Origin of the sequence: Synechococcus sp. CCAP 1479/10 (assembly GCF_019038515.1) — a bacterium.
Classification (GTDB): Bacteria; Cyanobacteriota; Cyanobacteriia; order PCC-6307; family Cyanobiaceae; genus Cyanobium.
Map to the genome: position 1 here is coordinate 21,531 of NZ_JAFKRJ010000038.1, position 25,334 is coordinate 46,864.

The 25,334-nt window shown below is 72.2% G+C and carries 18 protein-coding genes; 5 read left to right on the forward strand and 13 right to left on the reverse strand.

The genetic code is table 11. The annotated features are described in order from the left end of the window. Position 1 precedes the first annotated feature (1 nt). The 4 genes from KUG39_RS14160 (at position 2) to KUG39_RS14175 (ending at position 6,918) form a co-directional block, all read left to right on the forward strand. Entirely contained in the window at positions 2-1,732 is a 1,731-nt protein-coding gene (locus KUG39_RS14160; RefSeq protein WP_216915723.1) for an NAD-dependent malic enzyme, read from the forward strand. Between the two features lie 103 nt (positions 1,733-1,835). Next, positions 1,836-3,395 (forward strand): bifunctional orotidine-5'-phosphate decarboxylase/orotate phosphoribosyltransferase, encoded by a 1,560-nt coding sequence (locus KUG39_RS14165; RefSeq protein WP_216915725.1) that lies wholly within the window; start codon positions 1,836-1,838, stop codon positions 3,393-3,395. 43 nt (positions 3,396-3,438) lie between these two features. Further along, complete coding sequence (locus KUG39_RS14170; protein ID WP_094584893.1) at positions 3,439-3,660, forward strand: DUF3136 domain-containing protein; 222 nt, start codon at positions 3,439-3,441, stop codon at positions 3,658-3,660. Between the two features lie 69 nt (positions 3,661-3,729). Beyond that, positions 3,730-6,918: an efflux RND transporter permease subunit gene (locus KUG39_RS14175; RefSeq protein ID WP_216915727.1), complete on the forward strand. Its 3,189-nt coding sequence runs from the start codon at positions 3,730-3,732 to the stop codon at positions 6,916-6,918. A 38-nt stretch (positions 6,919-6,956) separates the two neighbouring features. On the opposite strand, the gene KUG39_RS14180 is transcribed toward KUG39_RS14175, so the two are convergent. Further along, positions 6,957-7,868: a TraB/GumN family protein gene (locus tag KUG39_RS14180; RefSeq protein ID WP_216915729.1), complete on the reverse strand. Its 912-nt coding sequence runs from the start codon at positions 7,866-7,868 to the stop codon at positions 6,957-6,959. Between the two features lie 105 nt (positions 7,869-7,973). Between KUG39_RS14180 and KUG39_RS14185 the strand changes: the two genes are divergently transcribed. Next, entirely contained in the window at positions 7,974-10,829 is a 2,856-nt protein-coding gene (locus KUG39_RS14185; protein ID WP_216915731.1) for a cation-translocating P-type ATPase, read from the forward strand. On the opposite strand, the gene hypE is transcribed toward KUG39_RS14185, so the two are convergent. The 12 genes from hypE to KUG39_RS14245 form a co-directional block, all read right to left on the reverse strand. Further along, positions 10,798-11,829, reverse strand: a complete 1,032-nt coding sequence (gene hypE, locus KUG39_RS14190; protein ID WP_216915733.1) for a hydrogenase expression/formation protein HypE — start codon at positions 11,827-11,829, stop codon at positions 10,798-10,800. The two genes, KUG39_RS14185 and hypE, sit on opposite strands and share 32 nt — an antisense overlap. Beyond that, positions 11,822-12,958, reverse strand: a complete 1,137-nt coding sequence (hypD, locus tag KUG39_RS14195; protein ID WP_216915735.1) for a hydrogenase formation protein HypD — start codon at positions 12,956-12,958, stop codon at positions 11,822-11,824. The genes hypE and hypD overlap by 8 nt, the downstream gene beginning before the upstream one ends. Further along, positions 12,955-13,989, reverse strand: coding sequence for a dihydroorotate dehydrogenase-like protein (locus tag KUG39_RS14200; protein WP_094584767.1), 1,035 nt, complete (start codon positions 13,987-13,989; stop codon positions 12,955-12,957). Before KUG39_RS14200 ends, hypD begins: the two co-directional genes overlap by 4 nt. Continuing rightward, the gene (nifJ, locus tag KUG39_RS14205; RefSeq protein WP_216915737.1) at positions 13,986-17,588 is read right to left on the reverse strand and encodes a pyruvate:ferredoxin (flavodoxin) oxidoreductase; all 3,603 of its coding nucleotides are present in this window, start codon (positions 17,586-17,588) and stop codon (positions 13,986-13,988) included. Before nifJ ends, KUG39_RS14200 begins: the two co-directional genes overlap by 4 nt. Further along, positions 17,585-17,770, reverse strand: coding sequence for a HypC/HybG/HupF family hydrogenase formation chaperone (locus KUG39_RS14210; RefSeq protein WP_353617392.1), 186 nt, complete (start codon positions 17,768-17,770; stop codon positions 17,585-17,587). The genes nifJ and KUG39_RS14210 overlap by 4 nt, the downstream gene beginning before the upstream one ends. After that, on the reverse strand, positions 17,763-20,291 hold the full coding sequence (gene hypF, locus KUG39_RS14215) for a carbamoyltransferase HypF (RefSeq protein WP_216915803.1): 2,529 nt from the start codon (positions 20,289-20,291) through the stop codon (positions 17,763-17,765). The genes KUG39_RS14210 and hypF overlap by 8 nt, the downstream gene beginning before the upstream one ends. 11 nt (positions 20,292-20,302) lie before the next feature. After that, on the reverse strand, positions 20,303-21,043 hold the full coding sequence (hypB, locus tag KUG39_RS14220; RefSeq protein ID WP_216915741.1) for a hydrogenase nickel incorporation protein HypB: 741 nt from the start codon (positions 21,041-21,043) through the stop codon (positions 20,303-20,305). A 112-nt stretch (positions 21,044-21,155) separates the two neighbouring features. After that, positions 21,156-22,013 carry an outer membrane protein gene (locus KUG39_RS14225; RefSeq protein ID WP_216915743.1) on the reverse strand — a complete coding sequence of 286 codons (858 nt, stop codon included), beginning with the start codon at positions 22,011-22,013 and terminating at the stop codon, positions 21,156-21,158. Between the two features lie 500 nt (positions 22,014-22,513). Continuing rightward, positions 22,514-22,837 carry a hydrogenase maturation nickel metallochaperone HypA/HybF gene (locus tag KUG39_RS14230; protein ID WP_286194018.1) on the reverse strand — a complete coding sequence of 108 codons (324 nt, stop codon included), beginning with the start codon at positions 22,835-22,837 and terminating at the stop codon, positions 22,514-22,516. Between the two features lie 10 nt (positions 22,838-22,847). Then, positions 22,848-23,297, reverse strand: coding sequence for a hydrogenase maturation protease (locus KUG39_RS14235; RefSeq protein ID WP_216915746.1), 450 nt, complete (start codon positions 23,295-23,297; stop codon positions 22,848-22,850). After that, on the reverse strand, positions 23,294-24,736 hold the full coding sequence (locus KUG39_RS14240; RefSeq protein WP_216915748.1) for a Ni/Fe hydrogenase subunit alpha: 1,443 nt from the start codon (positions 24,734-24,736) through the stop codon (positions 23,294-23,296). The genes KUG39_RS14235 and KUG39_RS14240 overlap by 4 nt, the downstream gene beginning before the upstream one ends. A gap of 10 nt (positions 24,737-24,746) precedes the next feature. Then, complete coding sequence (locus KUG39_RS14245) at positions 24,747-25,325, reverse strand: NADH-quinone oxidoreductase subunit B family protein (RefSeq protein ID WP_216915750.1); 579 nt, start codon at positions 25,323-25,325, stop codon at positions 24,747-24,749. Positions 25,326-25,334: the final 9 nt, after the last annotated feature.

Here is a 25,334-nt window from a genome sequence, read left to right on the forward strand (position 1 = left end):
CGTGGTCGCCGAACCCCGTCGCCAGCGGAGCACCACCCTCCGGGGCGCCGAGCTGCTCAATGATCCGCTGCTCAACAAGGGCACCGCCTTCAGCCGGGAGGAGCGGCGGGCCTTCGGACTGGAGGCCCTGCTGCCCTGGCAGGTGGAGACGATCGAGGCCCAGGTGGAACGCTGCCGGCTGGCCTTCGGCGCCATGGGCAGCGACCTGGAGCGCTACGCCTATCTCCAGACCCTGAGGGAGCGGAACGTCACCCTGTTCCACCGCTTCCTCGCCGACCACATCGAGCTGGCGATGCCGATCGTGTATACCCCCACGGTGGGGCAGGCGATCCAGCACTTCAGCCACACCTACCGCAGCCCCAGCCAGGGGATCTACCTGGCGGCCACTCAGCAGGAGCGGCTCGAGGAGCTGCTGGCCCAGGCCTGCGGCGGCCCCGCCGGCCAGGCTCCTGACCTGCTCCTGGTCACCGACGCCCAGGGGATCCTCGGCATCGGCGACCAGGGGGTGGGGGGCATCCAGATCTGCCAGGGGAAGCTGGCGGTGTACACCCTCTGCGCCGGGCTCGATCCGGCCCGGGGCCTGCCGGTGATGCTCGACGTGGGCACCGACCGGCCCGAACTGCTGGCCGATCCCTGCTACCCCGGCCTGCGCCGGCCCCGGCTGCAGGGGGAGGCCTACACCGCTTTCCTCGACCGCTTCATCGCCGCGGTGCAGGCGGTCTGCCCCGGCGCGCTGGTGCACTGGGAGGACTTCGGCGCCGCCCACGCCCGCCCCGTGCTGGAGGCCTACCGGCACCGGGTGCCGAGCTTCAACGACGACATCCAGGGCACCAGCAGCGTGGCGGCGGCGGCGATCCTGGCGGGCCTGCGGGGCCTCGGGCGGCCGCTGGCCGACCAGCAGATCGTCATCTTCGGGGCGGGCAGCGCCGGCTGCGGCATCGCCGAGCGGCTCTGGCGCCTGCTGCAGCGCCAGGGGCTTTCGGCCGCCGAGGCCGCCGACCGCCTCTGGCTGATCGACCGCGACGGGCTGATCCACACCGGCACCCCGGGCCTGTCCGGCGGCGCCCGGCCGTTCGCCAAGGGGCCCGAGCTGCTGGCGGCACGGTTCGGGGCGGCGGCCCCTGGCGACGGGCCGGGCCCGGGCCTGCTGGCGGTGATCGAGGCGGTGCGGCCGGGGGTGCTGATCGGCACCTCCACCGCCGCCGGGGCCTTCGATCAGGCGGTGGTGGAGGCCCTCTGCGCCGACGGCGGGCGGCCGATCGTCCTGCCCCTGTCCAATCCCACCCCTCTGGCGGAGATCACCCCGGAGAACCTGCTGCGCTGGAGCCGCGGCCAGGCCCTGGTGGCCACCGGCAGCCCCTTTCCGCCAGTGATCTGCGCCGACAGCGCGGGCGAGCCGATCGAACGGGTGATCGGTCAGTGCAACAACTGCTTCGTGTTCCCGGGCCTGGGCTACGGCGCCGTGGCGGTGGGCGCCACGGAAGTGAGCGACGCCATGATCGATGCCAGCATCGAGGCCCTGGCCGGGGTGATCCCGGCCGCGACCGATCCCGACGCTCCGCTGATGCCCCCCCTGGCGGCGGTTCAGGCGGTGTCGCGGGCGGTGGCCGAAGCGGTGGCGATCCAGGCGGTGCGGGAGGGACTGGCCCGCCGGGCCGCCACTCCCGAGGCCGCCCTCGCGCGCCTGGAGGCCTGCCGCTGGAGCCCCGCGTACGCCGAACTGCAGGGCTGAGCTGAGGCAGCCGGCGGGGCACGGGGATCAATAAGTCCTGTGTCACCCCCTCGCGCAGGCGCCGGCCCTCGCCTTAGCACCTTGGGCACCAACCCCCCGCGCGATGGGCTTCTTCGTCCAGCTCACCGACGCCATCGCCGCCCGTCAGTCGCTGCTGGTCACCGGCCTTGATCCCAACCCGGAGATGCTGCAGGCCTGGGCCCATCGCCGCGGCATGGGTGGCCGTTCGTTTCTCTCCCAGGCCCGCCACTGGATCAAGGCGGTGGTGGAGGCCACCGCCGACCACGTCTGCGCCTACAAGCCCAGCCTGGGCTTCTACCAGGCCCTCGGCCCGGTGGGACTGGAACTGCTGCGGGAGGTGCGGGAGCTGGTGCCGCTCGACATCCCCCTGATCATCGACACCAAGCACGGGGACCTGAACAGCTCCTCGGCGCTGGCCCACTACCTGTTCCGCGAACTGGGCGCCGACGGCGTCACCCTCTCCCCCCTGGCCGGCCAGGACATCGCCGCCCCGTTCCTGCTGTATCCCGACAAGGCGGTGGTGATCACCTGCCACAGCTCCAACGCGGCCGCCCGGGTGCTGCAGCACCACCCCAACGAGAGCGATCCCCTCTACCTGCGGATCGTGCGGGAGTGCCAGCTCTGGGCCACCCCCGACCAGCTGCTGCTGGAGGTGGGCACCAGTGACCCGGCGATCCTGGCCCGGGTGCGCCAGGAGGCCCCGGAACGGTTCCTGATCCTGCGCAGCCTCTGGGGCGAGGAGGATCGCCTCGACGCCCTGCTGGAGGCCGGGCTGAGTCCGGCCGCCGACGGCCTGCTGATGCCCCTGCCCCAGAACCTGCTGGTGGAGGACGACATCGCCGTCCGCGCCGCCGCCCTCAAGCAGCGGATCAGCGAACGCCGGGACCGCTGGCTGGAGCGGCGGGCGCCGGACCAGGGCGAGGCCTGCAGCCTGTGGCTGCCCGAGCGTCGCCCGGAGAGCAGCGCCGAGGCCGCGGCCGGCGCGGACGCCGATGGCTCCGGCGATCCCCTGGCCAGCCTGATCCTCGACCTGTTCGACATCGGCTGCCTGCTGTTCGGCGACTACGTGCAGGCCTCGGGAGCCGTCTTCAACTACTACGTGGATCTGCGCCAGATCATCTCCGATCCCAACCTGTTCCACCGGGTGCTGCACGCCTACGCCGGCCAGCTCGGGGAGCTGGTCTTCGACCGCATCGCCGGCATTCCCTACGGCTCCCTGCCCACCGCCACCGGGCTGTCGCTGCAGCTGCACAAACCCCTGCTCTATCCCCGCAAGGAGGTGAAGGCCCACGGGGCCCGCCGCCTGATCGAAGGGGATTTCGAGGAGGGCGACCGGGTGGTGGTGGTGGACGACATCCTGATCACCGGCAACAGCGTGCTCGAGGGCATCGCCAAGCTGGAAAGCTCCGGCCTGGAGGTGGAGGACGTGGTGGTGTTCATCGACCACGGCGGCCGGGCCGACACCAGCGCCCGCGAGCGGCTCGCCCGGGCGGGCTACCGCTGCCACGCCGTGCTCGACATCGCCCGCATCACCGCCGTGCTGCACGCAGCCGGGCGGCTCAGCGATGACCAGGCCGCCACCCTCGGCCATGCCCCAACGACCCTGGCGCCGGACGTCGAGGGGATACTGGCCAGCTCGTAGAGTGGAGCAGCACCCCTGCAAAACCCGGGTGCCCCCTTCCGCCATGCCCCAGGTCCAGGGTCAGCCCCCCACGATCGGAGAGCTGGAGGCGAAATATTCCCTTTACTGCAAGGCGATGCGGCTCCTGCTGAAGGAGGGCCGCACCATGGAGGCGATTCAGAAGACGGTCTGCTGGAGCCGCCTGGAGCAGCTCCATATCTGCCTTCCCAGCCGCTACAAATCCCCGGATTACCTCTATGCCGTGCTGAAACGCGACCTGCGCTGATCGCGGGCCGGCGGCCGCCCCTGCCAGGATCGGGCGGCGATCAGGGTCGGTGCCCACCCAGGCGTTTCCGTGAAGTCGATCTCCGACCCCTTCCTGCGCCGGCCGGTGCTGACGCTGGTGATCAGCCTGCTCATCCTGCTGGGGGGCCTGGTGAGCCTGCCGGTGCTGCAGGTGGAGAACCTGCCACCGATCGCGCCAGGACGGGTCACCGTGCGGGCCAGCTATCCCGGGGCCGGACCGGAGGTGGTCGAGCAGGGCGTCACCGCCCTGCTGGAGAAGCAGTTCAACGGGCTTGAACGCCTCGACACGATCCGCTCCACCAGCTCCGCCAACGGCAGCACGATCACCCTGGGCTTTGAGGGCGGCAACCCCGAGCTCAACCAGATCAACACCCAGAACGAAGCCGCCGTGGTGGCGCGCCAGCTTCCGGCGCCGGTGGCCCGTTTCGGGGTGCAGGTGCGCCGCAGCTCCGATGATCTGCTGATGGTGCTGAGCTTCAGCGCCAGCCGCGGCACCTATGCCGACACCTTCCTCACCGGCTGGGTGGATCAGGTGGTGCGCGACCGGCTGCGGCGGGTGCCCGGCGTCGGTGACGTCAATCTCTTCGGCGGCAGCAGCCTGGCCTTCCGGCTGTGGCTGGACCCGGACCGGCTCCAGTCCCGCAACCTGACGATCGCCGAGGTGCGCCAGGCCCTGCAGCAGCAGAACGTGCTGGCGGCCCTGGGACAGACAGGAGAAGCTCCCGTCCCGGCGGACCAGGTGACCACCCTGCCGCTGCGGATGGAGGGACGCCTGCGGACGCCCCAGGAGTTCGAGAAGCTGGTGGTGGCCCGCACCGGCGACGGTGGGGTCACCCTGCTGAAGGACGTGGGACGGGTGGAGCTCGGCAGCGAGACCTACGACACCATCGCCACCAACCTGGACGGCAACACGGCCGTGGCGATGGGCATCTTCCAGCGCGATGGCAGCAACGCCCTCGAGGTGCGGCAGGGCGTCGAGATGGCCCTGGACGCCCTGGCCCCCCGCTTCCCGCCGGGGGTGGCCATGGAGGTGATCGTCGATGAGGCCGAGAACGTGCGCGCCAGCATCGATGGTGCCGTGGAGGCCCTCAGGGACGCGGTGCTGCTGGTGTTCCTGGTGCTGCTGCTGGGTCTGGGCAACAGCCGCCTGGCCCTGATCACCGCCGGCGCCGTGCCGGTGGCCCTGATCGGCTCGTTCAGCGTGCTGAAGCTCACCGGCAGCTCGATCAACACCCTCACCCTGTTCGGCATGGTGCTGGCCTCCGGGCTGGTGGTCGATGACGCCATCGTGGTGAGCGAGGACATCGGCCGGCGCATCGAGAACGGTCGCCCCCCCCTGCAGGCGGCGCGGGAGGCGATGGCGGAGCTGGGCAGTGCGGTGGTCGCCACCTCGGTGGTGCTGGTGGTGGTGTTCCTGCCGGTGCTGACCATGGAGGGGAGCGTGGGCCGGCTGTACGCCCCGATCGCCATCGCCATCAGCAGCGCGGTGGTCTTCTCCACCATCAACGCCCTCACCTTCACCCCGGTGGCCGCCAGCCGCCTGCTCCACGCTGAGCGGCGGGAACCGGCCTGGCTGCGGCGCTGGATCGACCCTCCCCGGCGGGCCCTGGAAGCCCTCGAAGCCCCCTACGCCCACCTGCTGGAGGGGGTGCTGGCCCGGCGCCGACTCGTGGTGGCCCTGCTGCTGGCGGGGCTCCTGCTCACCGTTCTCACCCTGCGGCAGTTCCCCACCGCCTTCATCCCCCAGGAGGACACCGGCCAGTTGCGTGGGGTGGTGATCCTGCCGGAGGGCTCGGCCCTGCCCCAGACCCAGAAGGTGCTGGAGCAGGTGAGGCTCCTCGCCGGCAAGGAACCGGCGATTCGCAGCGCCAACTTCTATGCGGGCCGCTCCTTCGGCGACAGCAGCCCCAACAAGGGGCAGTTCTTCCTGCGGCTGCGGCCCATCAAGGAGCGCCCCGAGGCCGACCAGAGCAGCGTGGCCGTGGCGGAACGGATGAACGCCCTCCTGGGTAAGGGGATCCGCGATGCCGTGGTCCAGCTCAGCGAGGCCCCGAGCGTGCGCGGCTTCAGCAGCGAAGGGGGCCTGGAGCTGGAACTGCTCGACACCAGCGGCGGCCTGCTCAGCCTGGCCGCCTTCGAGCAGGAGGCCCGCTCCTTCATCGCCGACGCCCAGGCCAGCGAGGTCCAGGGCCGGCCGGCCTTCCAGCGGGTGTCGACCCGCTTCAGCGCCGGGGCCCCTCAGCTGACCCTGGTGCCCGACCGGCTGCGCATGGCCTCCCTGGGGGTGGATCTGTCGGCCGTGGTCGACACCCTGGGGGCCAGCTTCGGCAGCGATTACGTCAACGACACCTTCGAGGGCGACCAGGTCCGCAAGGTGATCGTCCAGCTGGACGGCCGCTCCCGCTCCGGTCCCGAGGACGTGCTGGCCCTGCAGGTGCGCAACCGGGAGGGACGGCTGATCCCCTTGGCCGAGGTGGTGCAGGTGGAGCAGGGGGCCGGCCCGACCACCATCAACCACACCCGGCTGGTGCGCTCGATCAGCATCCGGGCCCTGCCGCGGCGCGGCGTCAGCAGCGGCCAGGCCATGGCCCTGCTCGAGCAGGTGCACCGCAGCCGGGCCTCCGACGCCGTGGATCTCGAATGGGCCGGGCTGGCCCGGGAGGAAGCCCGCGCCGGTGGTGGCAACGTGCGGGTCTTCGCCCTGGGGATCCTGGTGATGGCCTTGGTGCTGGCGGCCCTCTACGAGAACTTCATCGATCCGCTGATCATCCTGGTCACCGTGCCCCTGGCCATGCTGGGCGCGGTGCTGGGACTGAGCCTGCGGGGCCTGCCCCTGGACGTCTACGGCCAGATGGGTCTGCTGGTGCTCTCCAGCCTGGCGGCCAAGAACGGCATCCTGATCGTGGAGTTCGCCAACCAACGGCTCCGGGCCGGCCTGCCCCTGGAGGAGGCGATCCAGGGCGCCGCCGTCGCCCGCCTGCGGCCGATCCTGCTGACGACGATCTCGTCACTGGCGGGCTGCATCCCGCTGCTGTTTCCCTTCGGCGCTGGGGCCGCCAGCCGTCTGAGCATCGGCACGGTGGTGTTCAGCGGCCAGCTGGTCTCCACCGTTCTCAGCCTGGCGGTGGTCCCCGCCGTCTACCGGATCGTCAAGGGCTGGGAGCTGCGCGGGCGGCTGGGGCGGCAGCGGCTTGTGACCGTGGACGCCCTGCCCGGCGCCCCGCCCCCGGAGGCCTGAGTCAGGCCGCGATCGCCACCGAGCGGTGCCACTGGCCCTCAGGGATCCGGCCGCCAGGCCCCATCCACGAACCGCTCCGGCTTCAGTCCCTGCTGCCGCAGCAGGGCGATCAGCCCCCGGTCGCCAAGAAGGTGCATCAGCCCCACCACCACCAGGGTGTCGTCGGGGCGCCGCAGGAACCCCCGCACCGGAGCCACCCAGGCCCCATTGCGCCGGACCACCAGCCGCTCGTGGAGATCCGGCCGCTGGCGGTAATCCCCGAGCAGCAGGGTCTCGAGACGGTCCAGGTCGCCGGCCCGCCAGGCGTCCTCGAGGACGTCCAGCCGGGGCCCGACCCCATCCAGTTCCTTCAGGGTGACCTCCAGCAGCTGCACCTGGTCGGTCCGGGGCAGCCCATCGAACAGCTCGAACTGCTCGGCCGGGGTCTCCAGGCCGTCGATGGGCTTGCGGTCGGCGGCGGCCCTGGCCTGGAGCTGGCCCTCCACCCCGCTGTCGGGGGAATAGCCCCGTTGCAGGAACTCGGCGGAGGCGAGCAGCAGGGCCACGGCCCAGGGCTCGAAACGATCGATCGCCGCCTCGGGCAGCCCCAGGCCCGCCAGGCGCGGCTGCAGGGTCCGCCAGGTGGCCGGCGGCAGGCCATCGCGCAGGGAGCGGCCGTCGGGATCAAGGGCCCGCGCCACCAGCTCACCGGCCAGGGCCGCCGGGCTGATGGCATCCATGTCGAGCTCCATCGCCAGCCGCTCCGCCTCCCCGTAGGCCAGGCCATAGGACGGGGGGAGTCCGGCCCGGTCGCGCCGCAGCTGGTGCAGGGAGCCGGCGATGAAGACGGTGCCGGCGCCGTCCCGCACCCGCCAGAGGGTGCCGACCTCGGCCGCTGCCGCCGCCGCCGGAAAGGTGGCCAGGACCAGGGCCGCCACAGCCACCAGGCGACGCCGCATCGACCGGGGCATCTGCGGTGGCATGGGCAGCGGCATCCACAGGCCAAGGGACGCTAGCCACGTCACTTCGCCCGACCCCGGGCTGGCCATGCTGAACGTGGCCTCCGCCGCCGATCCGTGCTGCTCGCCGCCTCCCAGCCGATCTGGTCGCTGCCGCTGGAGGGCGTCCACCAGGCCCTGCAGACCACACCGGAGGGCCTTGGCAGCGGGGAGGCGGAACGGCGGCTGGCGCGATTCGGCGCCAACCGTCTGCCGCCCCTGAAGCGTCGACCCCTGGCCCTCCGCTTCCTGGACCAGATGGTCCACTTCATGGCCCTGCTGCTGTGGGTCGCCGGCGGTCTGGCCTTCGCCGCCGGGACCCCCCAGCTGGGCTGGGCCATCTGGACGGTGGTGCTGATCAACGGCGTCTTCTCCTTCTGGCAGGAGTTCCAGGCCGAGCGCACCCTGGCCGCCCTCACCCGTGCCCTGCCCAGCCAGGTGCAGGTGTGGCGTGACGGCCAGCTGGTCTTTCTGCCGGCGGAGCAGCTGGTGGCCGGCGATCGGATTCGGCTCGAGGAGGGGGACAGGGTTCCGGCCGACTGCCGGCTGAGCGAGGCCCATGCGCTCTATCTGGACCTGTCGGTGCTGACCGGCGAATCCCTGCCGGTGGCCCGCCGCAGTGAGGCCCTCGAGGGCAGCCAGCTGCAGGCGAAGGTCAGCACCGGTGAGCGCATCAACCTGGTGATGGCCGGCAGCACGGTGGCTTCCGGACGGGGGGCGGCCTTCGTCTACGCCACGGGCCCCGAGACCGAATTCGGACAGGTGGCCCGGCTGGCCGCCGGCACCGCCCGCGGGGCCAGCACCCTGGAGGTGCAGGTGAGCCGGATCGTGCACACGATCTGCACCATCGCCGTCACCATGGGACTGCTGGCCTTCGGCCTCAGCGTCCTGCTGGTGGGGATGAACCCCTTGGAGAGCGTGGTGTTCGCCACGGGCATCATCGTGGCCAACGTGCCCGAGGGGCTCCTGCCCACGGTGACCATGGCCCTGGCCATGGCCGTGCAGCGCATGGCCCGGCGCAAGGCGCTGGTCCGCCGTCTGTCGGCGGTGGAGGCCCTCGGCTCGGTCAGCGTGATCTGCTGCGACAAGACCGGAACGCTCACCGGCAACCGCATGGCGGTGGAAAGCACCTGGCTGCCGGTGGCCGGGGAGGGGCTGGAGCGGCTGCTGCTGCGCTGTGCCGCCCTCTGCTCCAACGCCCGTCTGGAGCCGGCCACGGCCGGGGGCAGCAGTGCCGCCGAACCCTGGCGCGCGGTGGGGGATCCCACCGAAACGGCGATGCTGCTGGCCGCCGCCGCCGCCGGCCTGGCGCCGGGGGAGCAGCCGGGCCGGCATCCGCGACGCCGCGAAATCCCCTTCGACTCCCATCGCCGCCGCATGACCGTGCTGGTCGACTGGAGCGACGGGGCCGATGACCTGCCGATCGCCAGCGGGGGCTCCCTGCTGATCACCAAGGGGGCGCCACTGGATGTCCTCGACCACTGCACCACCTGGTTGTCGCCCGGGGCGGACCTGCCCCTGGACGCCGCCCTGCGCCAGCGGGTGGTGGAGGCCAATGACGGTCTGGCCGCCCGGGGCTACCGGGTCATCGCCGTGGCGCTCCGCCGCGGCGACGGGGGATGCGGCGAGGCGCCGACGGAGGCCCTGGAGAGCGCCCAGATGTTCCTCGGCCTGCTGGGTCTCTACGACCCGCCCCGTCCGGAGGTGCCGGACGCGATCCGTCAGTGCCGTGAAGCCGGCATCAAGGTGACGATGGTCACCGGCGACTATGGCCTGACGGCCCAGGCGATCGCCCAGCAGATCGGCCTGCTCGACCCGCCCGGACCCAGGGCCGGATCGACGGCGCAACAGCAGGCCAGCGCCGACCCGGTGCGGGTGATCGAGGGGTCCACCCTGGCCCAGATCAGCGACGTGCACCTGCGCCAGCTGCTCAAGTTCCGCAGCAGGCTGGTGTTCGCCCGCATGGCGCCGGAGCAGAAGCTGCGCCTGGTGCAGGCCTACCGCGCCCTCGGCGACGTGGTGGCGGTCACCGGCGACGGGGTCAACGATGCGCCGGCCCTGCGCGCCGCTGATGTCGGTCTGGCGATGGGGATCAGCGGCACGGACGTGGCCCGCGAAGCCGCCGACATCGTGCTGCTGGACGACAACTTCGCCACGATCGTGCAGGCCGTCCGTTATGGCCGCTCGGTGGTGACCAACATCGGCCGCTTCATCATCTACGTGCTGGCGTCCAACGTGCCGGAGGTGCTGCCCTTCCTGGCGATGGTGGCCGTCGGGATTCCGGCTGCCCTCACGGTGTTGCAGATCCTGGCCGTCGACCTGGGCACGGACCTGCTGCCGGCCCTGGGGCTGGGGGCCGACCCACCCGAGCCGGGGGTGATGCGCCTGCCCCCGCGCCCCAAGGGCCTGCCGTTGCTCAACCGGGCCGTGATGGTGCGCGCCTATCTGGTGCTGGGGCTGGTGGAGGGCCTGGTGGCCATGGCGGGCTATCTGCTCACCTGGCGGGCCAACGGCGTGGGCTGGAGCCAGCTGCGGGTCCTGGCCCCTCAGCTGCTGCATCACACGGCTGACGCCGGCGTGGTGGCGATCCAGCAGCAGGCCACCACCGTCACCTTCTGTCTGATCGTGGCCGGCCAGATGGGCACCCTGCTGGCCTGCCGCAGTGAACGCCGTCCCGCCTGGGCGATGCTCGCCATCCCCAATCCGATGCTCTGGCTGGGACTGGTCAGCGAGCCGCTGCTGGCCAGCGCCCTGGTGCTGCTGGCTCCGGTGGCGGCGGTGTTCGGGATGCGGCCATTCCCGATGGCCTGGCTGGGGCCGATGGCCCTGGCTCCGCTGCTGGTGATCCTCGCCGATGCCCTCGACAAGCGCTGGCGCCACGCTGGACAGGCGCCGCCAGGCTTCAGCAGATCCGCGGCAGCAGTTCCCCGCTGAGGGGCACCAGCACCCGCTCACTGCCGTAGGGGGTGCGCAGCAGCACCCGGCCCCGGGGGCAGCCGGCTCCGGGACCCGCTTCCAGCACCCGGCCGATCCAGGCCCCACCGGCCGGCGCCAGCACCTCCAGGGCCCGTTGCTGATCGGCCTCGGACACCACGGCCAGGAAGCGGCCCTCGTTGGCCAGGTGCAGCGGGTCGAAGCCCAGCAGCTCGCAGGTGCGCCGCACCGGCTCGGCCACCGGGATGCGCTCCTCCTCGATCCGCAGCTCCAGGGCGTTGGGGCCCGCCAGCTCCTGCAGGGCGCTGGCCAGGCCGCCCCGGGTGAGATCCCGCAGGCAGTGGAGCCGCACCCCCGCTCCCAGCAGCGCCTCCACCGCCGGCCACAGGGGCATGCAGTCCGTGGCCAGGGGGGGCTGCAGATCCAGGCCATGGCGGGCGGCCAGAATCGCCACCCCGTGGCGGCCCAGGTCGCCGCTCACCAGCAGCTGGTCGCCGGGGGCGATCGCCAGCGGATCGATCGGCGCGTCCACCTCCAGCAGGCCGATGCCGCTGGTGTTGAGGAAGGCCCCGTCCCCCTTGCCCCGCTCCACCACCTTGGTGTCGCCGGTGACGATGGTCACCCCGCAGCGCCGGGCCGCCTCCACCATCGAGCTGACGATGCGGCGCAGCAGGGCCAGCTCCAGCCCCTCCTCCAGGATCAGGCCCAGGCTCAGCACCAGAGGCCTCGCGCCGGCCATGGCAAGGTCGTTGGCGGTGCCCGTCACCGCCAGGCTGCCGATGTCGCCGCCCTCGAACTCCAGGGGCTGCACCACGTAGCTGTCGGTGGTGAAGGCGAGCCGGCCGTGGGGCAGGGACAGGCGGGCGGCATCGTGCAGCACCTGGTCGGGGTCGGCATAGAGACGGCGCAGTTCGGCGTCGATCAGCTGCTGCATCAGGGTGCCGCCGCCGCCGTGGGCCAGCTGGATGCGGGGTGTGGCGGGCGGGGCCGGCTCAGCCACGGCGGCCGTAGCGGTGGTAGGCGGCGCAGGCCCCCTCGGAGGACACCATCGGCGCCCCCAGCGGATGCTCGGGGGTGCAGGCGGTCCCGAAGGCCGGGCAGTCCATGGGCCGGGCGCGCCCCTGCAGGATGCGGCCGCTGATGCAGACGCCCTCCGCACCGGCCTCGGCCCCCGGCTCCGCACCGGCCTCAGGCCCAGCGGGCAGGTCGGAGAAGCGGGCCCCGGCCTCCAGGTTGCGGAAGGGCGGCCGCAGCCCCAGGCCGCCCCCGGGGATCACCCCGAAGCCCCGCCAGGGCCGGTCCACCGGCTCAAACACTGATTCCAGCAGGGCCCGGGCGGCCGGATTGCCCTGCTGGCGCACCACCCGGCCGTAGGCATTCGCCACCCGCACCTCACCCCGCTCCAGCTGGCGCACGCAGGCCACCAGGCCCCGCATCAGATCCAGGGGCTCGAAGCCGCTCACCACCACCGGCACCCGGTGCCGATCCGCGAGCTGCTCCAGTTCCGCGGTGCCCATCACGGCGCAGACGTGCCCGGCCGCCAGGAAGCCCTGCACCTGGTTGCCCTCGGCCGTGAGGATCGCCGCCATGGCGGGGGGCACCCGCACATGGGCCGCCAGCAGGGAGAGGTTGGCCGTCCCGGCGGCCGTCGCCTGACGCACCAGCAGGGCCGTGGCCGGGGCCGTGGTCTCGAAACCCACCGCCAGGAACACCACCTGGCGATCCGGATGGCGCCGGGCCAGGGCGAGGGCCTCCAACGGGGAGGTGAGCAAGCGCACGTCGCCCCCCTCGGCCCGCACCCCCAGCAGATCCCCCGGCCCCTCATCGGCGGCACTGCCCGGCACCCGCAGCATGTCGCCGTAGGAGCAGAGGATCACCTCGGGCCGGCGGGCCAGGGCCCGGGCGGCATCGATGGTGGCGGCGGGGGTGACGCAGACCGGGCAGCCGGGGCCGTGGATCAGCCGCAGCCCGGGGGGCAGCAGCTGGTCGAGCCCCCAGCGCACGATGGCGTGGGTCTGGCCGCCGCAGACCTCCATCAGGGTCCAGGGACGGGTGGTGATCGCGGCCAGCTCGGCCGCCAGCTCCCGCACGGCGGCCACCTCCGCCGTCGCCGCCAGCGGAGCAGTCACCAGGGACCTGGCGCCGCGGCGGCATCGGCGGGCAGGAAGGTCTGGACGGCGCGCATGTACTGGGAGCGCTCGTACTCGCTGGGATCGGGGCAGCGCTGCTGGCTCATGCAGCCGATCAGCTCCCGGGCCGTGGCGTGCTCGTGCTCCAGCAACCACTGGGCCAGCTCCTCCTCCAGCCCCGCCAGCCGGCCCGGACCGTGGCGCAGCAGGGCGGCCACCACCTGGGTGATGGCGGCGCCGGCCATCAGCAGCCGCACCACGTCGGTGCCGCGGTGCACGCCACCGGTGGCCGCCAGATCCAGCGGGTGGCGGCCGTGCAGCAGGGCGATCCAGCGCAGGGGCAGCCGCAGGTCGTGGGGGGTGGACAGCAGCAGGTTGGGCCGCACCTCCAGTTCCTCGATGTCGATGTCGGGCTGGTAGAAGCGGTTGAACAGCACCAGGCCATCGGCCCCGACGGCGGCCAGCCGCTTGGCCATGGCGCCGAAGTTGGTGAAGAAGGGGCTGAGCTTCACCGCCAGGGGCAGGGTCACCTCGGCGCGCACCTCGGCGACGATCTCCAGCACCTGGTTCTCGATCGCCGCGCTGGAGAGGTCGGGATCGGTGGGGACGGAATAGATGTTCAGCTCCAGGGCGCTGGCGCCGGCCGACTCCATCCGCCGCGCCACCTGCACCCACTGGCCCGGGTGGGCGCCGTTGAGGCTGGCGATCACCGGCACCGCCAGCCGGGAGCGGGCCTGCTCCAGGTGGCGCAGGTAGAGGTCGTGGCCCACGTGGAAGATCGAGGGCTCGGGGAAGTAGCTGAGCGCCTCCCCGTAGCTGTCGGCGCCCTGCAGGGTCACCCGGTGCAGCTCCAGCTGGTCGCGCTCGATCTGCTCCTCGAACAGCGAATGCAGCACCACGGCCGCGGCGCCGGCCTCCTCCAGCCGCAGCAGCTGGTCGATGTCCTCGCTGAGGGGAGCGGCGGCCCCCACCACCAGGGGACTGCGCAGCTCCAGGCCCAGGTAGGTGACGGACAGATCGGGGCGGGTCATGCCGGTGCCTCGCTCGGGGATGGGGCCGGGGTACCGGCGAGGGCCTGATAGATGGCCCAGCGCCGGGTCACCTCCAGCTCCGCCTGGCGCGCCAGGGCCCGGGCCCGCTCCGGCTGGCTGAAGGAGAGCATCCGGAAGCGGTTCTCCGTGGCCATGGCTTCGGCCAGGGGTCGTTTCTGGCCCCGGCTGTCGATCTGCAGCGGGTGTTCCCCCCGTTCGGTGCGGCGCGGGTCGTAGCGGTAGAGCAGCCAGCGGCCGGAATCCACCGCCGCCTTCTGCTGCTCCATGCCCCGGGCCATGTCGATGCCGTGGGCGATGCAGTGGGAGTAGGCCAGGATCAGCGAGGGCCCCGGATAGCTCTCCGCCTCCAGGAACGCCCGCACCGTGTGCTCGTCGCGGGCCCCCATGGCCACGCTGGCCACATAGACCGTGCCGTAGCTCATCATCATCAGCCCGAGATCCTTCTTGGGGGCGGCCTTGCCGCCGGCGGCGTACTTGGCCACCGCCGCCCGGGGGGTGGCCTTCGACATCTGGCCGCCGGTGTTGGAGTACACCTCGGTGTCGAGCACCAGGGCATTGACGTCCCGGCCGCTGGCCAGCACGTGGTCGAGGCCGCCGAAGCCGATGTCGTAGGCCCAGCCGTCGCCCCCCACCAGCCAGACGCTCTTCTTGACCAGGGCATCGGCCAGATCCAGCAGGCGGGCGGCTTCGGGGGCCTCCGGTGCCATGACGTGCAGCAGGCGCTTGAGCTCCTCCACCCGCTGCCGCTGAGCGACGATGCCGGCCTCATCGTGCTGGTCGCCGTCGCGGATCGCCGCCACCAGGGACCCGGGGAGCAGGGGGTCGGCCCGCTCCGGAGCCGGGCCCAGCCGCTCCAGCAGTTCGAGGGCCATCTGGCGCTGCTGGTCGATCGCCACCCGCATGCCCAGGCCGAACTCGGCGTTGTCCTCGAACAGGGAATTGCTCCAGGCCGGGCCGCGCCCCTCGGCGTTGGTGCTCCAGGGGGTGGTGGGCAGGTTGCCGCCGTAGATGGAGGAGCAGCCCGTGGCGTTGGCCACCAGCATCCGGTCGCCGAACAGCTGGCTGGCCAGCTTGAGGTAGGGCGTCTCGCCGCAGCCGCCGCAGGCGCCGGAGAACTCGAACAGGGGCTGCTGCAGCTGCTGCTGGCCGATCTTGTGCAGGTTGAGGTCGCCGCGGGCCATCTCCGGCAGCCCCAGGAAGTAGTCCCAGTGACCGCGGCCGGCCTCCCGCAGGGGGCGCTGGGGGGCCATGTTGATCGCCTTGCGCTTCGGCTCGGTGCGGTCGCGGGCCGGGCAGACCTCCACGCACAGGGCGCAGCCGGTGCAGTCCTCCACGGCCACCTGGATCGTGAAGCTGCGGCCCGCCAGGTCCGGATCACGGGCCGGGGCCTGGCGGAAGCCCTCCGGTGCGCCCACCAGGGTCTCCGGCGCCACCGCCTTGGCCCGGATCACGGCATGGGGGCACACCATGACGCACTTGCCGCACTGCACGCAGAGGTCGCTCTCCCACACCGGCACGGTCTCGGCGATGTTGCGCTTCTCCCACTGGGCCGTGCCCGTGGGCCAGGTGCCGTCGCAGGGCAGGGCGCTGACGGGCAGGGCATCGCCGCGCCGCTCCAGGAGGGGTCCGATCACCTCCCGCACGAACAAGGGAGCCTCGGCGAGCCGGTCAGCCGCAGGGGCCGGTGGCGGGAGGTCATCCTCGGCCGGCAGCTGGCGCCAGTCGAGCGGCTGCAGGTTGTCGAGGGTGGCATCGAGGGCGCGCAGGTTCATGGCCACCACCGCCTCCCCCTTGCGGCCGTAGGTCTTGCGCAGGGAGGCACGGATCTGCTCGATCGCCTCCTGGCGCGGCAGCACGCCGCTGACGGCGAAGAAGCAGGCCTGCATCACCGTGTTGATGTGCTGGCCCATGCCGGCCTCCCGGGCCACCCGGTAGGCGTTGATCAGCCACACCGAAAGGCCCCGCTCGCGGATGCCGCAGCGCAGCGACGCCGGCATCCGCCGCCAGCTTTCCTCGATCGGAAAGGGGCTGTTGAGCAGCAGCACCCCACCGGCGTCCAGGCCGGCCAGCAGGTCGAAGCGGTCGACGAAATCCCACTGGTGGCAGGCCACCAGGGTGGGACGCTCGATCAGGTAGGGGGCGCGGATCGGCCGGGGGCCGAAGCGCAGGTGCGACACCGTGACCGAGCCGGATTTCTTCGAGTCGTAGACGAAGTAGGCCTGGGCGAACAGGTCGATCTGCTCGCCGATGATCTTGATCGTGGCCTTGTTGCCCCCGACGGTGCCGTCCGAGCCCAGGCCGTAGAACACCGCCCGCATCTGGTCGGGCCCATCCACGTGGAAGTCCGCCGCGACGGGCAGCGAGCGATGGGTGACGTCGTCGTCGATGCCGACCGTGAAGTGGTTGCGGGGCTGGCTCAGCAGCAGGTTGTCGAACACCGCCTTCACCATCGCCGGGGTGAACTCCTTGGAGGAGAGGCCGTAGCGGCCGCCCACCACCTGGGGCAGGGGGCGATCGCCGTGGCAGGAGCGCCACTCCTCGCTGAGGGCCGCCACCGCATCGAGGTAGAGGGGTTCACCGCCGGCCCCCGGCTCCTTGCAGCGGTCGAGCACCGCCAGAGTCCGCACCGTGGGCGGCAGGGCGGCGGCGAACAGGCTCGCCACGAAGGGCCGGAACAGGCGCACCTTGAGCACACCCACCCGATCGCCGGCCGCGATCAGGGCCTGCGCCGTTTCCTCGGCGGTCTCGCAACCGGAGCCCATCAGCACCACCACCCGCTCGGCATCGGGGGCGCCCACGTACTCGTAGGGGCCGTACTGGCGGCCGGTGAGGCCGGCGAAGCACTCCATCGCCTCCACCAGGTGGCCGGGGAGGTCGTCGTAGAAGCGGTTCACCGACTCACGCGCCTGGAAGTAGACGTCCGGGTTCTGGGCCGTGCCCCGCAGCACCGGATGGTCCGGGGACAGGGCCCGCTGGCGGTGGGCGGCCACCGCCTCCATCGGCATCAGGGCGTGGAGCACCGCATCGGCGATGGGCTCGATCTTCTGGATCTCGTGGGAAGTGCGGAAGCCGTCGAACATGTGCAGGAACGGCAGCCGCCCCTTCAGGCTCGCCCGGGTGGCGATGGCGGCGAAGTCGCCGGCCTCCTGCACCGAGGCGGAGCAGAGGATGACGCAGCCCGTGCCGCGGCAGGCCATCACGTCGCTGTGGTCGCCGAAGATCGAGAGCCCCTGGGCCGCCAGGGAACGGGCCGCCACGTGCAGCACGGCGGGGGTGAGCTCGCCGGCCAGCTTGTAGAGGTTGGGCACCATCAGCAGCAGCCCCTGGGAGGCCGTGAAGGTGGTGGTCAGCACCCCCGCCTGGAGGGCGCCATGGACGGTGCCGGCGGCGCCGGCCTCGCTCTGCAGCTCCACCACCGCCGGCACCGTGCCCCAAAGGTTGGGGCGGCCCTCGGTGTTCCAGGCGTCGGCCCACTCCCCCATCGGCGAGGCGGGGGTGATCGGGTAGATGGCGATGGCCTCGTTGAGGCGGTAGGCCACCAGGGCCACGGCCTCGTTGCCGTCGACGGTGATGGTCATGGGGGGTCGTCCTCGACGAGGCTGAGGGCCAGGCCCACGTGCACCAGCACCCGATGGCCGACCGCCGCCTCGGGCAGACAGGCCAGGCTCACCTGCTGGCGCACCCCCCCGAAATCCACCTCGGCCATGCGCCAGAGCCCGTCGTTGTCGTCGTCGGAGGCGGCCCCGGTGGGCTCAGGCACTCCCGGCGGCGGCTGGACCCGGATCGAGAGGATGCGAGCCGGCACGGCCAGGCACATGGGGTGGGTTCGGCTCGGGGGCACTCCACCCGGTTGTAGGCGCGCCGACCGGATCTGCCCACGGACCGCCCACCGCCCAGACCTGCCCCAGGGCCAGCCCGCCATCGCTGCAGGGCACCACCTCCGGCCAGAACGGCCGCAGGCCGCGGGAGCGCAGCGCCGCGATCGCGGCCTCCAGCAGCAGCCGGTTCTGGAAGCAGCCCCCCGCCAGGGCCACCGGCACCCCCCCACGGCCGGCCGTGGCGAGGGCGACCGCGTCGGCCAGGGCCTCCGCCAGGGTGTGGTGGAAACGGGCGGCGCAGAGGGCCGGCGGCGCGCCGGCGGCGATCGCCGCCAGCAGAGCGTCCAGCAGCGGTTCCCAGTCGAGCCAGCCCAGGCTGGGACCAGCGGCGGCGGTGCCCGCCGCGACGGCCTCGGGTGGCAGCAGGGGGAGGGACCAGCGCCCAGTCTCCGGGGGAGCGGCGGCGGCGGCCCCTTCCAGGCGCAGACCCCCCTCACCCTCGTAGCTCTGCACCTGCACCAGGCCCAGCAGGGAGGCGACCGCATCGAACAGCCGGCCCATGCTGGTGGTCAGGGGGCAGTTGCAGCCGCTGGCGATGGCCTGCAGCAGCAGGCGGCGCTCAGCGGCCGCGAAGGCCGCCAGGCTGTGGCGGGCGCCGGGGTGCCCCAGGGCCCGGGACCCGGCGGCGGCCAGGAGCCCCAGGGCCGCCCGGCGGGGTTCCGCCATGGCCCGCTCACCCCCAGGCAGGGGGAAGGGCCGCAGGGCCACCAGTCGCTCGCAGGAGGGATCGCCGGGCCCGCCCAGCAGCAGCAGCTCTCCGCCCCAGAGCTGGGGGCCGCCGTCGGCCCCCGGGGCGTAGCCGAGCCCATCCCAGGTGACGGCCAACAGCGGGAAGGGCAGCCCGTGCTCGGCCAGCACGGCCAGGCCGTGGGCCCGGTGGTGCTGCACCGTTTGTTGCGGCCACGGCTGATCGGCGGCGAGCTGGTGGCTGAGGTAGCCGGGGTGGGCATCGCAGGCGATCCGCGTCAGCCGCCCGCCCCAGCGCCGCTCGATCGCCGCCAGACCGTCGGCCAGCCGCGACAGCAGACGGCCCTCGGCCAGGTCCCCCAGGTGGGGGGCCAGCCACAGCCGCCCGACCAGCGCCAGGGCCGGCGCACTCTTGAGATCCCCCCCAAGGGCCACCACACCATCGGGCGCCGCACCAGGACCCGCCGCCAGCACCAGGGGCTCCGGGGCATAACCCCGGGCCCGGCGCAGCAGGGCCGGCCGGCCATCGATCAGCTGCAGCACCGAATCATCCAGGGGGCGGGCGATGGCGCGGTCGTGCACCAGGAAGACATCGGCGATGGGGCCGCCGGCCCCGGCCCCCAGCCGCTGCACCGCTTCGGCGGGATCGATGCAGAGCGGCTCACCGCTGGGGTTGCCGCTGGTGGCCACCAGGGGCCCGCCGAAGGCGCGCGCCAGCAGGTGGTGCAACGGCGACGCCGGCAGCATCGCCCCCAGAGAGGGGCTGCCCGGGGCCACCCCCGGCAGGGCGTCGGTGGCGGCCAGGCGGCGCCGCAGCAACACGATCGGGGCGGCGGGATCCGCCAGGGCCCGCCGCTCGGCGGCGTCGATGACGCAGAAGGGGGCCAGGGCTTCGGCCTCGGCCACCAGCAGGGCGAAGGGCTTGGCGGGCCGTCGCTTGCGCCGCCGCAGCCGGGCCACCGCCGCGGCGTTGGTGGCATCCACCAGCAGCTGGAAACCGCCCACGCCCTGCAGGGCCAGGATCTTCCCCGCCGCCAGCAGATCGCAGCAGGAGCGGATCAAGGCGGCGGGGCTGGCGGCGGAACCCGCCAGGGGCGCCCCGGACCCATCAAGCAGCGCCAGCCGCGGCCCGCACACCGGGCAGGCGATGGTCTCGGCGTGGAAGCGGCGATCGGCGGGATCCTCGAACTCCCGGCGGCAGGCCGGGCACAGGGCGAACGGCGCCAGGGTGGTGCGGGCCCGGGCCCAGGGCTCGGCGGTGGCGATGCTGAAGCGGGGACCGCAGTCGCAGCAGCTGATGAAGGGATAGCCGAAGCGGCGATCGGCGGGATCGGCCAGTTCGGCCAGGCAGGCGCTGCAGGGGGCCCGATCGGCCACCAGCGACGACGCGAACAGGTCGATGCCGAGCGGCTCGGCCTGGCCGGTCACGATCCGCACCCCCGCCTGGAAGGGACCCGCCGCGGGGGCGGCGGCTGCCAACCAGACGGGATCCAACGGCTCCAACCGGGCCCCGGGGGGCAACTGGAGCGGCAGGCGCCGCAGGAACGCCACCAGCGAAGGCCGCTCCCCCTCCAGCCGCAGGCGCACCGCCCCCGGGCCGTTCTCCACCTCGCCGCTGAGCTCCAGTTCGGCGGCCAGCCGATGCACCAGGGGCCGGAAGCCGACCCCCTGGACCACGCCGCGGCACTCGAGCTGCAGCCGGGCCCGGCCGGCCATGGGTGGCCGGCTCACCCGGCGACGGCCACCCGCTCCATGCCGAGGGCCGCCAACAGCGCGGCGATGCCCTCGCCGCTGCGGGCGGAGACCTCCACGATCCGGGCCCGGGGGGCCACCCGGGCGATGTGGCGACGCGCCTGGGGTGCGTCGAAGCCACAGGCCTCAGCCAGGTCGCCCTTGCTGATCACCACCACGTCTGCGGAATGGAAGGTGGCCGGGTACTTGAGGGGCTTGTCCTCCCCTTCGGTGACCGACAGCAGCACCACCCGCTGGCTTTCGCCCAGGTCGAAGGCGGCCGGGCAGACCAGGTTGCCCACGTTCTCGATCACCAGCAGCTCCAGGCCCGCCAGGGGATGGCCGAGGTGGTCGAGGTCGTGCAGGGCCCGGTGCACCATCGCCGCCTCCAGGTGGCAGGCCTGGCCGGTGGTGATCTGCAGGGCCGGCACCCCGGCGGCCCGCAGGCGACGGGCGTCGTTGTCGGTGGCCAGGTCCCCCACAATCACCGCCATCGGATGGCGCACCGCCGGAGAGGACGGGGCCAGCTCCAGGGCCAGCCGCTCGAGCAGGGCGGTCTTGCCGGAGCCCGGCGAGGAGAGCAGGTTGATCACCCGGACGCCGGCGGCGGCGAAATGCTCCCGGTTGGCCGCCGCCTGGGCATCGTTGTGGACCAGCAGGCGCTGGCCCAGCTCCAGGTGTCGGGGGGCCTCAATGGCGGGGGCGACCGGTTGGCCGCAGTTGCAGTCGACACACATCGCAGGATCGACCCCAGACAGGTGAGCGGCACGGAAAAGCCCCGCCGGGGCCCGGCCTCCCCCGAAGGCTAGGCACGGAGTTCCGACGGGGCCGGGGCCCTGAGACCCCTGATCACCAGAGGCCGCGGATCGGCGCGGGGGCCGGTTCGGGCTGGTAGATCGGCGCAGGAGCCGGTGCGGGCTGCATGATCGGTTCCGGCTCCGGGGTGGGAGCGGGCGCGGCCGCCACAGGACGGGCACCGAAGCGGTAACGGAAGCCGATCTTGCCGCCGAAGCTGTTGAACGCGTCGAAGGTCAGGTTCTCGGAGGAATAACCGCCGGCACCTTGATAGACGCCCTCAAGGTAGACATCGGAGTTGTAGCTCATGGCGTAGCTGACACCGACCTTGGCCTGCCAGCCGAACAGCCCCTTGTTGACGCTGTTGGTGGGGAAGCCATTGAGGCTGAAACTCGGGGTGCTCAGGTTGGTGTACCCGATGCCACCGCCGATGTAGGGCGTCCAGCGGCTGTTGGTCTCGATGTCGTAGTAGAGGCTGGCCAGCACATCATTCTTGTTGATGATGCCGGAGACGTTGTTGGTGAAGGGCACGATGCCGAAGGCACCGAAGCCGATCGGATTGGCGGCACCAACGGCATTGAGGCTGGCCCGGCTATAGCCGTAGGTGAGCTCGGCGCGGAGGGCGCCGAAGTCGTAACCCACGCCGACGTCCCCGGAGAAGCCGCCGCCGAGGTCAAGTTTGGTGGAGTTGTTGTTGCCGAAGTTGAACAGCAGCGGTGTGAAGAAGGGAGAAACGAGCGTGCCGGTGCTGTTGACCGTCTGGTCGCTGGGAGTCTGGGCGCCGGCACCGATGGTGAGGTACCACCCCTTGGCGGAATAGACCTCCTTCACCACCGGCTGGGGGTAGGTCTGGGCGATGAGGGTGGCGTCCGGCGCGACCTGGGGAGCCAGCTCTGCGCTGGGGGCTGCCACCGAAGGAGCGGATTCCAGGGCCGGAACCGCCGCGGCGGGGCGATCACTGGGGCCGGCCTCAGCAAGCCCGGGAAGGCCTGCGGACGATTCCAAATTCACGGGATTCGTCACGGGCTCGGTGCGTTCGCCAGCAGGCCTGATTTCCGCCATCGCGGGACCGCCAAGCAGGAGACCACCTGTTGCGGCGATTCCCACCCCGCGGAGAAACGTCCGACGGAATGTCCTGGTGGAATGCTTCGAGAAATAAGTCATGGGGGTTGCGCTCCTCTCACTCATTTACAAATAAACCCACGCCATGGACGAATTTGCGGGCCATGGACAGCATCAGTCCTGGCACAGAGTGGCGATAAAAAGAAAACTTGCACAAGTTTACGTTTCGCACCTCAGCCCTTTGCTATTTCAACCTTGAACGCATAATGGATGGAACATTTTCCGCTCCTGAGCGGGATCACCGCCAACCTCGGGCGCGACGGCCCCAGCCCCCTAACGAGCCTGGCCGATCAGTCGAGGTCCAGGGAGGCCAGCTGCAGTTCCCGGCCCCGCAGCAGCTCCCGGCTGATGCGGCCGCAGCGGGGGCACGCGCAGCAGCCATCGCGCGCCGCGAAGGGCTGCTCGCAGGCGGCACAGAGGCATTCGGCGCTCACCGCCTCGATCACCAGCCGGGAGCCGGCGGCGATGGTGCCCGCCATCACCACCGTGTGGGCCAGCCGCAGGGCCTCGATCTCCACCCCCGCCAGGCTGCCCACCCGCAGGGTGATGGCGGTGATGCGGCCGGCCCCGTGCAGGGCGGCCTGCTCCAGGGCCTGCTGCCGCACGGCGTCCATGAGGCTCAACTCATGCATGGGGCGCCGCCGCCTCCCCCAACCAGCCCCGCAGCAGCCGGCGTGCCTGGGGCAGCTGGCGCCGCATCTGGGGCGAGAAGCGCTCGCCCCAGGAGAAATCGAAGGCCGGCACGAGCAGCTCGTGGGCCGGCACGCAGCGGTGGAACAGCTGCTCGGCCAGGGCCAGCAGCCGGGCGGGCGCCACCCGGTGCGTGTCCCGCTCCCAGCCATCCGTGGCCAGCAGGGGCCGCAACAGACAGCGGCTGCGCGGGGGCGCCAGCCAGGCATCGACGATCAGCAGTCGGTCGGCCGCGGCCACCGCCTCAGCCAATTCGGGGGTGAGCTGGTGGCGCTGCAGCCCGAGGCCCTCCACCAGGTGCCAGCCCACCCCGTCATCGCCGCGCAGGGGGTTGCCGATACCGATCAGCAGCGCGCCGCCGGTGCCGACCCCGGCGCCGCTCATCCCCGCAGGCGCTCGGCCAGCACCGTGCCGTCGGCGGCCAGCAGCTGCAGGCGCAGCGGCATCTGGCCGGCGGCGTGGGTGGAGCAGGAGAGGCAGGGGTCGAAGCAGCGGATGCCCGCCTCCACCCGGTTGAGCATCGCCTCGGGGATCTCGGCGCCGGCGGGGACCGGATCGGGGATGTACTCCTGGGCGATCTGGTGCACCGTTCGGTTCATGGCCAGGTTGTTCTGGCCGGTGGCGATGATCAGGTTGACGCTGGTGAGCAGGCCGTCGTCATCCACCTTGTAGTGGTGGAAGAGGGTGCCCCGGGGCGCCTCGCTGACGCCCACCGCCTCGTTGCGGTTGAGGGAGGCCCGCAGGCGGATGCGGCCGTGCATCAGCTCGGGATCGGTCACCAGGATCTCGATCGCCTCCAGGCAGGCCACGATCTCCACCAGCCGGGCGTGGTGGTAGGCGAAGCTCGAGGTGGCCGGCTGGCCGCTGCGCTGGCGCAGTTCCGCCAGCTCCCGGTCGGCCCAGGGGGTGCCGACGCTGTCGCAGACGTTGAGCCGGGCCAGGGGGCCCACCCGGTAGATGCCGTCGGGGTAGCCGAGGGGCTTGTAGTACGGGAACTTGAGGTAGCTCCAGGGTTCCACCGCCTCACCGAGGAACTCGGCGTAGTCGTCCTCGCTGAGCTGGTCGGCCACGATCGCCCCATTCGCATCGCGGAAGCGGATGCGCCCCTCGATGTGCTCCCAGAGCCCGTTGGGGGTCACCAGGCCCATGAACAGGCTGGGGAAGTCGCCGAAGACCCGCTGCTCCTTCTGCAGGGGGCCATCCAGCAGCTTCTTGTAGAGCTCCAGCGCCAGGGTGACGGTGGCGCGGGCTTCCGGCAGGCGATCCAGGATCCAGTCCTTGGCCTCCTGGCTCAGGGGGGAGCGCACGCCCCCGGGCACCGCCCAGGCGGAGTGGATCTTGCGGCCGCCCAGGAGCTCCAGGATCTGCTGGCCGAACTGGCGCAGGCGGATGCCGGCCCGGGCCAGATCGGGGTCGGCGGCCATCAGGCCGAAGACATTGCGCTTGGCCGGATCGCTCTCCCAGCCCAGCAGGAAATCGGGGCTGCTGAGGTGGAAGAAGGAGAGGGCGTGGGACTGGGTCAGCTGGGCCAGGTTGAGCAGCCGCCGCAGCTTGTCGGCTGCCGGGGGGATCGAAAGGGCCAGCAGCTTGTCGCCGGTCTTGGCGGCCGCCAGCAGATGACTCACCGGGCAGATGCCGCAGATGCGGGCGGTGATGCCCGCCATCTCGGTGAAGGGCCGGCCCTCGCAGAACTTCTCGAAGCCCCGGTACTCCACCACGTGGAAGCGGGTGTCGGTGAGGTGGCCAGCCTCATCGAGGTGGAGGGTGATCTTGGCGTGGCCCTCGATGCGGGTCACCGGATCGATGATGACGGTGCGGGTCATGGCGAGGTCCTCATCCGAAGCGCAGCATGGCGGGCCCCTCCATCACGGGCCGCTCGCCGGCCAGCAACGGGGTGATCGCCTCACGGATGCGCTCGGCGGAGGGTGGGCAGCCCGGCAGGTAGAGGTCCACCGGGATCACCTCATGCAGGGGCAGCACCCGGGGCAGCAGCTCAGGGACGATGCCGGGGGCGAAGGGCAGCTGGCCGGTGGCATCGGCCAGCTCCAGGTAGCCCCGCTCCAGCACCGCCTTGGCGCTGTCATGGCCGCCATCGAGCAGGTTGCGCAGGCCGGGCACGTTGGCGGTGACGGCGCAGTCGCCGAAGGAGATCACCAGGGCCGTGCGCTCGCGCACCTGCAGCGCCAGCTCGAGGTTGTCGACGTTGGCCACCGCCCCCTCCACCAGGGCGATGTCGACGTTCTCGGGGTAGATCTTGACGTCGGTGCCGACGGGAGAAAAGACCACATCCACCTTCTCGGCCAGGTCGAAGAGGAACTCGTCGAGGTCGAGGAACGACATGTGGCAGCCGGAGCAGCCCGCCAGCCAGACGGTGGCGAGGCGCAGCTTGGCGGCGGGCGGGGCGGGGGTCATGGGGTGGGG

Excerpts from the sequence above, each read along its gene's own strand:
- KUG39_RS14165 (WP_216915725.1), top strand. The coding sequence starts at position 1,836 with ATGGGCTTCTTCGTCCAGCTCACCGACGCCATCGCCGCCCGTCAGTCG.
- KUG39_RS14170 (WP_094584893.1), top strand. The coding sequence starts at position 3,439 with ATGCCCCAGGTCCAGGGTCAGCCCCCCACGATCGGAGAGCTGGAGGCG.
- KUG39_RS14180 (WP_216915729.1), bottom strand. The coding sequence starts at position 7,868 with ATGCCCCGGTCGATGCGGCGTCGCCTGGTGGCTGTGGCGGCCCTGGTC.
- KUG39_RS14200 (WP_094584767.1), bottom strand. The coding sequence starts at position 13,989 with ATGACCCGCCCCGATCTGTCCGTCACCTACCTGGGCCTGGAGCTGCGC.
- nifJ (WP_216915737.1), bottom strand. The coding sequence starts at position 17,588 with ATGACCATCACCGTCGACGGCAACGAGGCCGTGGCCCTGGTGGCCTAC.
- hypF (WP_216915803.1), bottom strand. The coding sequence starts at position 20,291 with ATGGCCGGCCGGGCCCGGCTGCAGCTCGAGTGCCGCGGCGTGGTCCAG.
- hypB (WP_216915741.1), bottom strand. The coding sequence starts at position 21,043 with ATGTGTGTCGACTGCAACTGCGGCCAACCGGTCGCCCCCGCCATTGAG.
- KUG39_RS14230 (WP_286194018.1), bottom strand. The coding sequence starts at position 22,837 with ATGGACGCCGTGCGGCAGCAGGCCCTGGAGCAGGCCGCCCTGCACGGG.
- KUG39_RS14235 (WP_216915746.1), bottom strand. The coding sequence starts at position 23,297 with ATGAGCGGCGCCGGGGTCGGCACCGGCGGCGCGCTGCTGATCGGTATC.
- KUG39_RS14240 (WP_216915748.1), bottom strand. The coding sequence starts at position 24,736 with ATGACCCGCACCGTCATCATCGATCCGGTGACCCGCATCGAGGGCCAC.
- KUG39_RS14245 (WP_216915750.1), bottom strand. The coding sequence starts at position 25,325 with ATGACCCCCGCCCCGCCCGCCGCCAAGCTGCGCCTCGCCACCGTCTGG.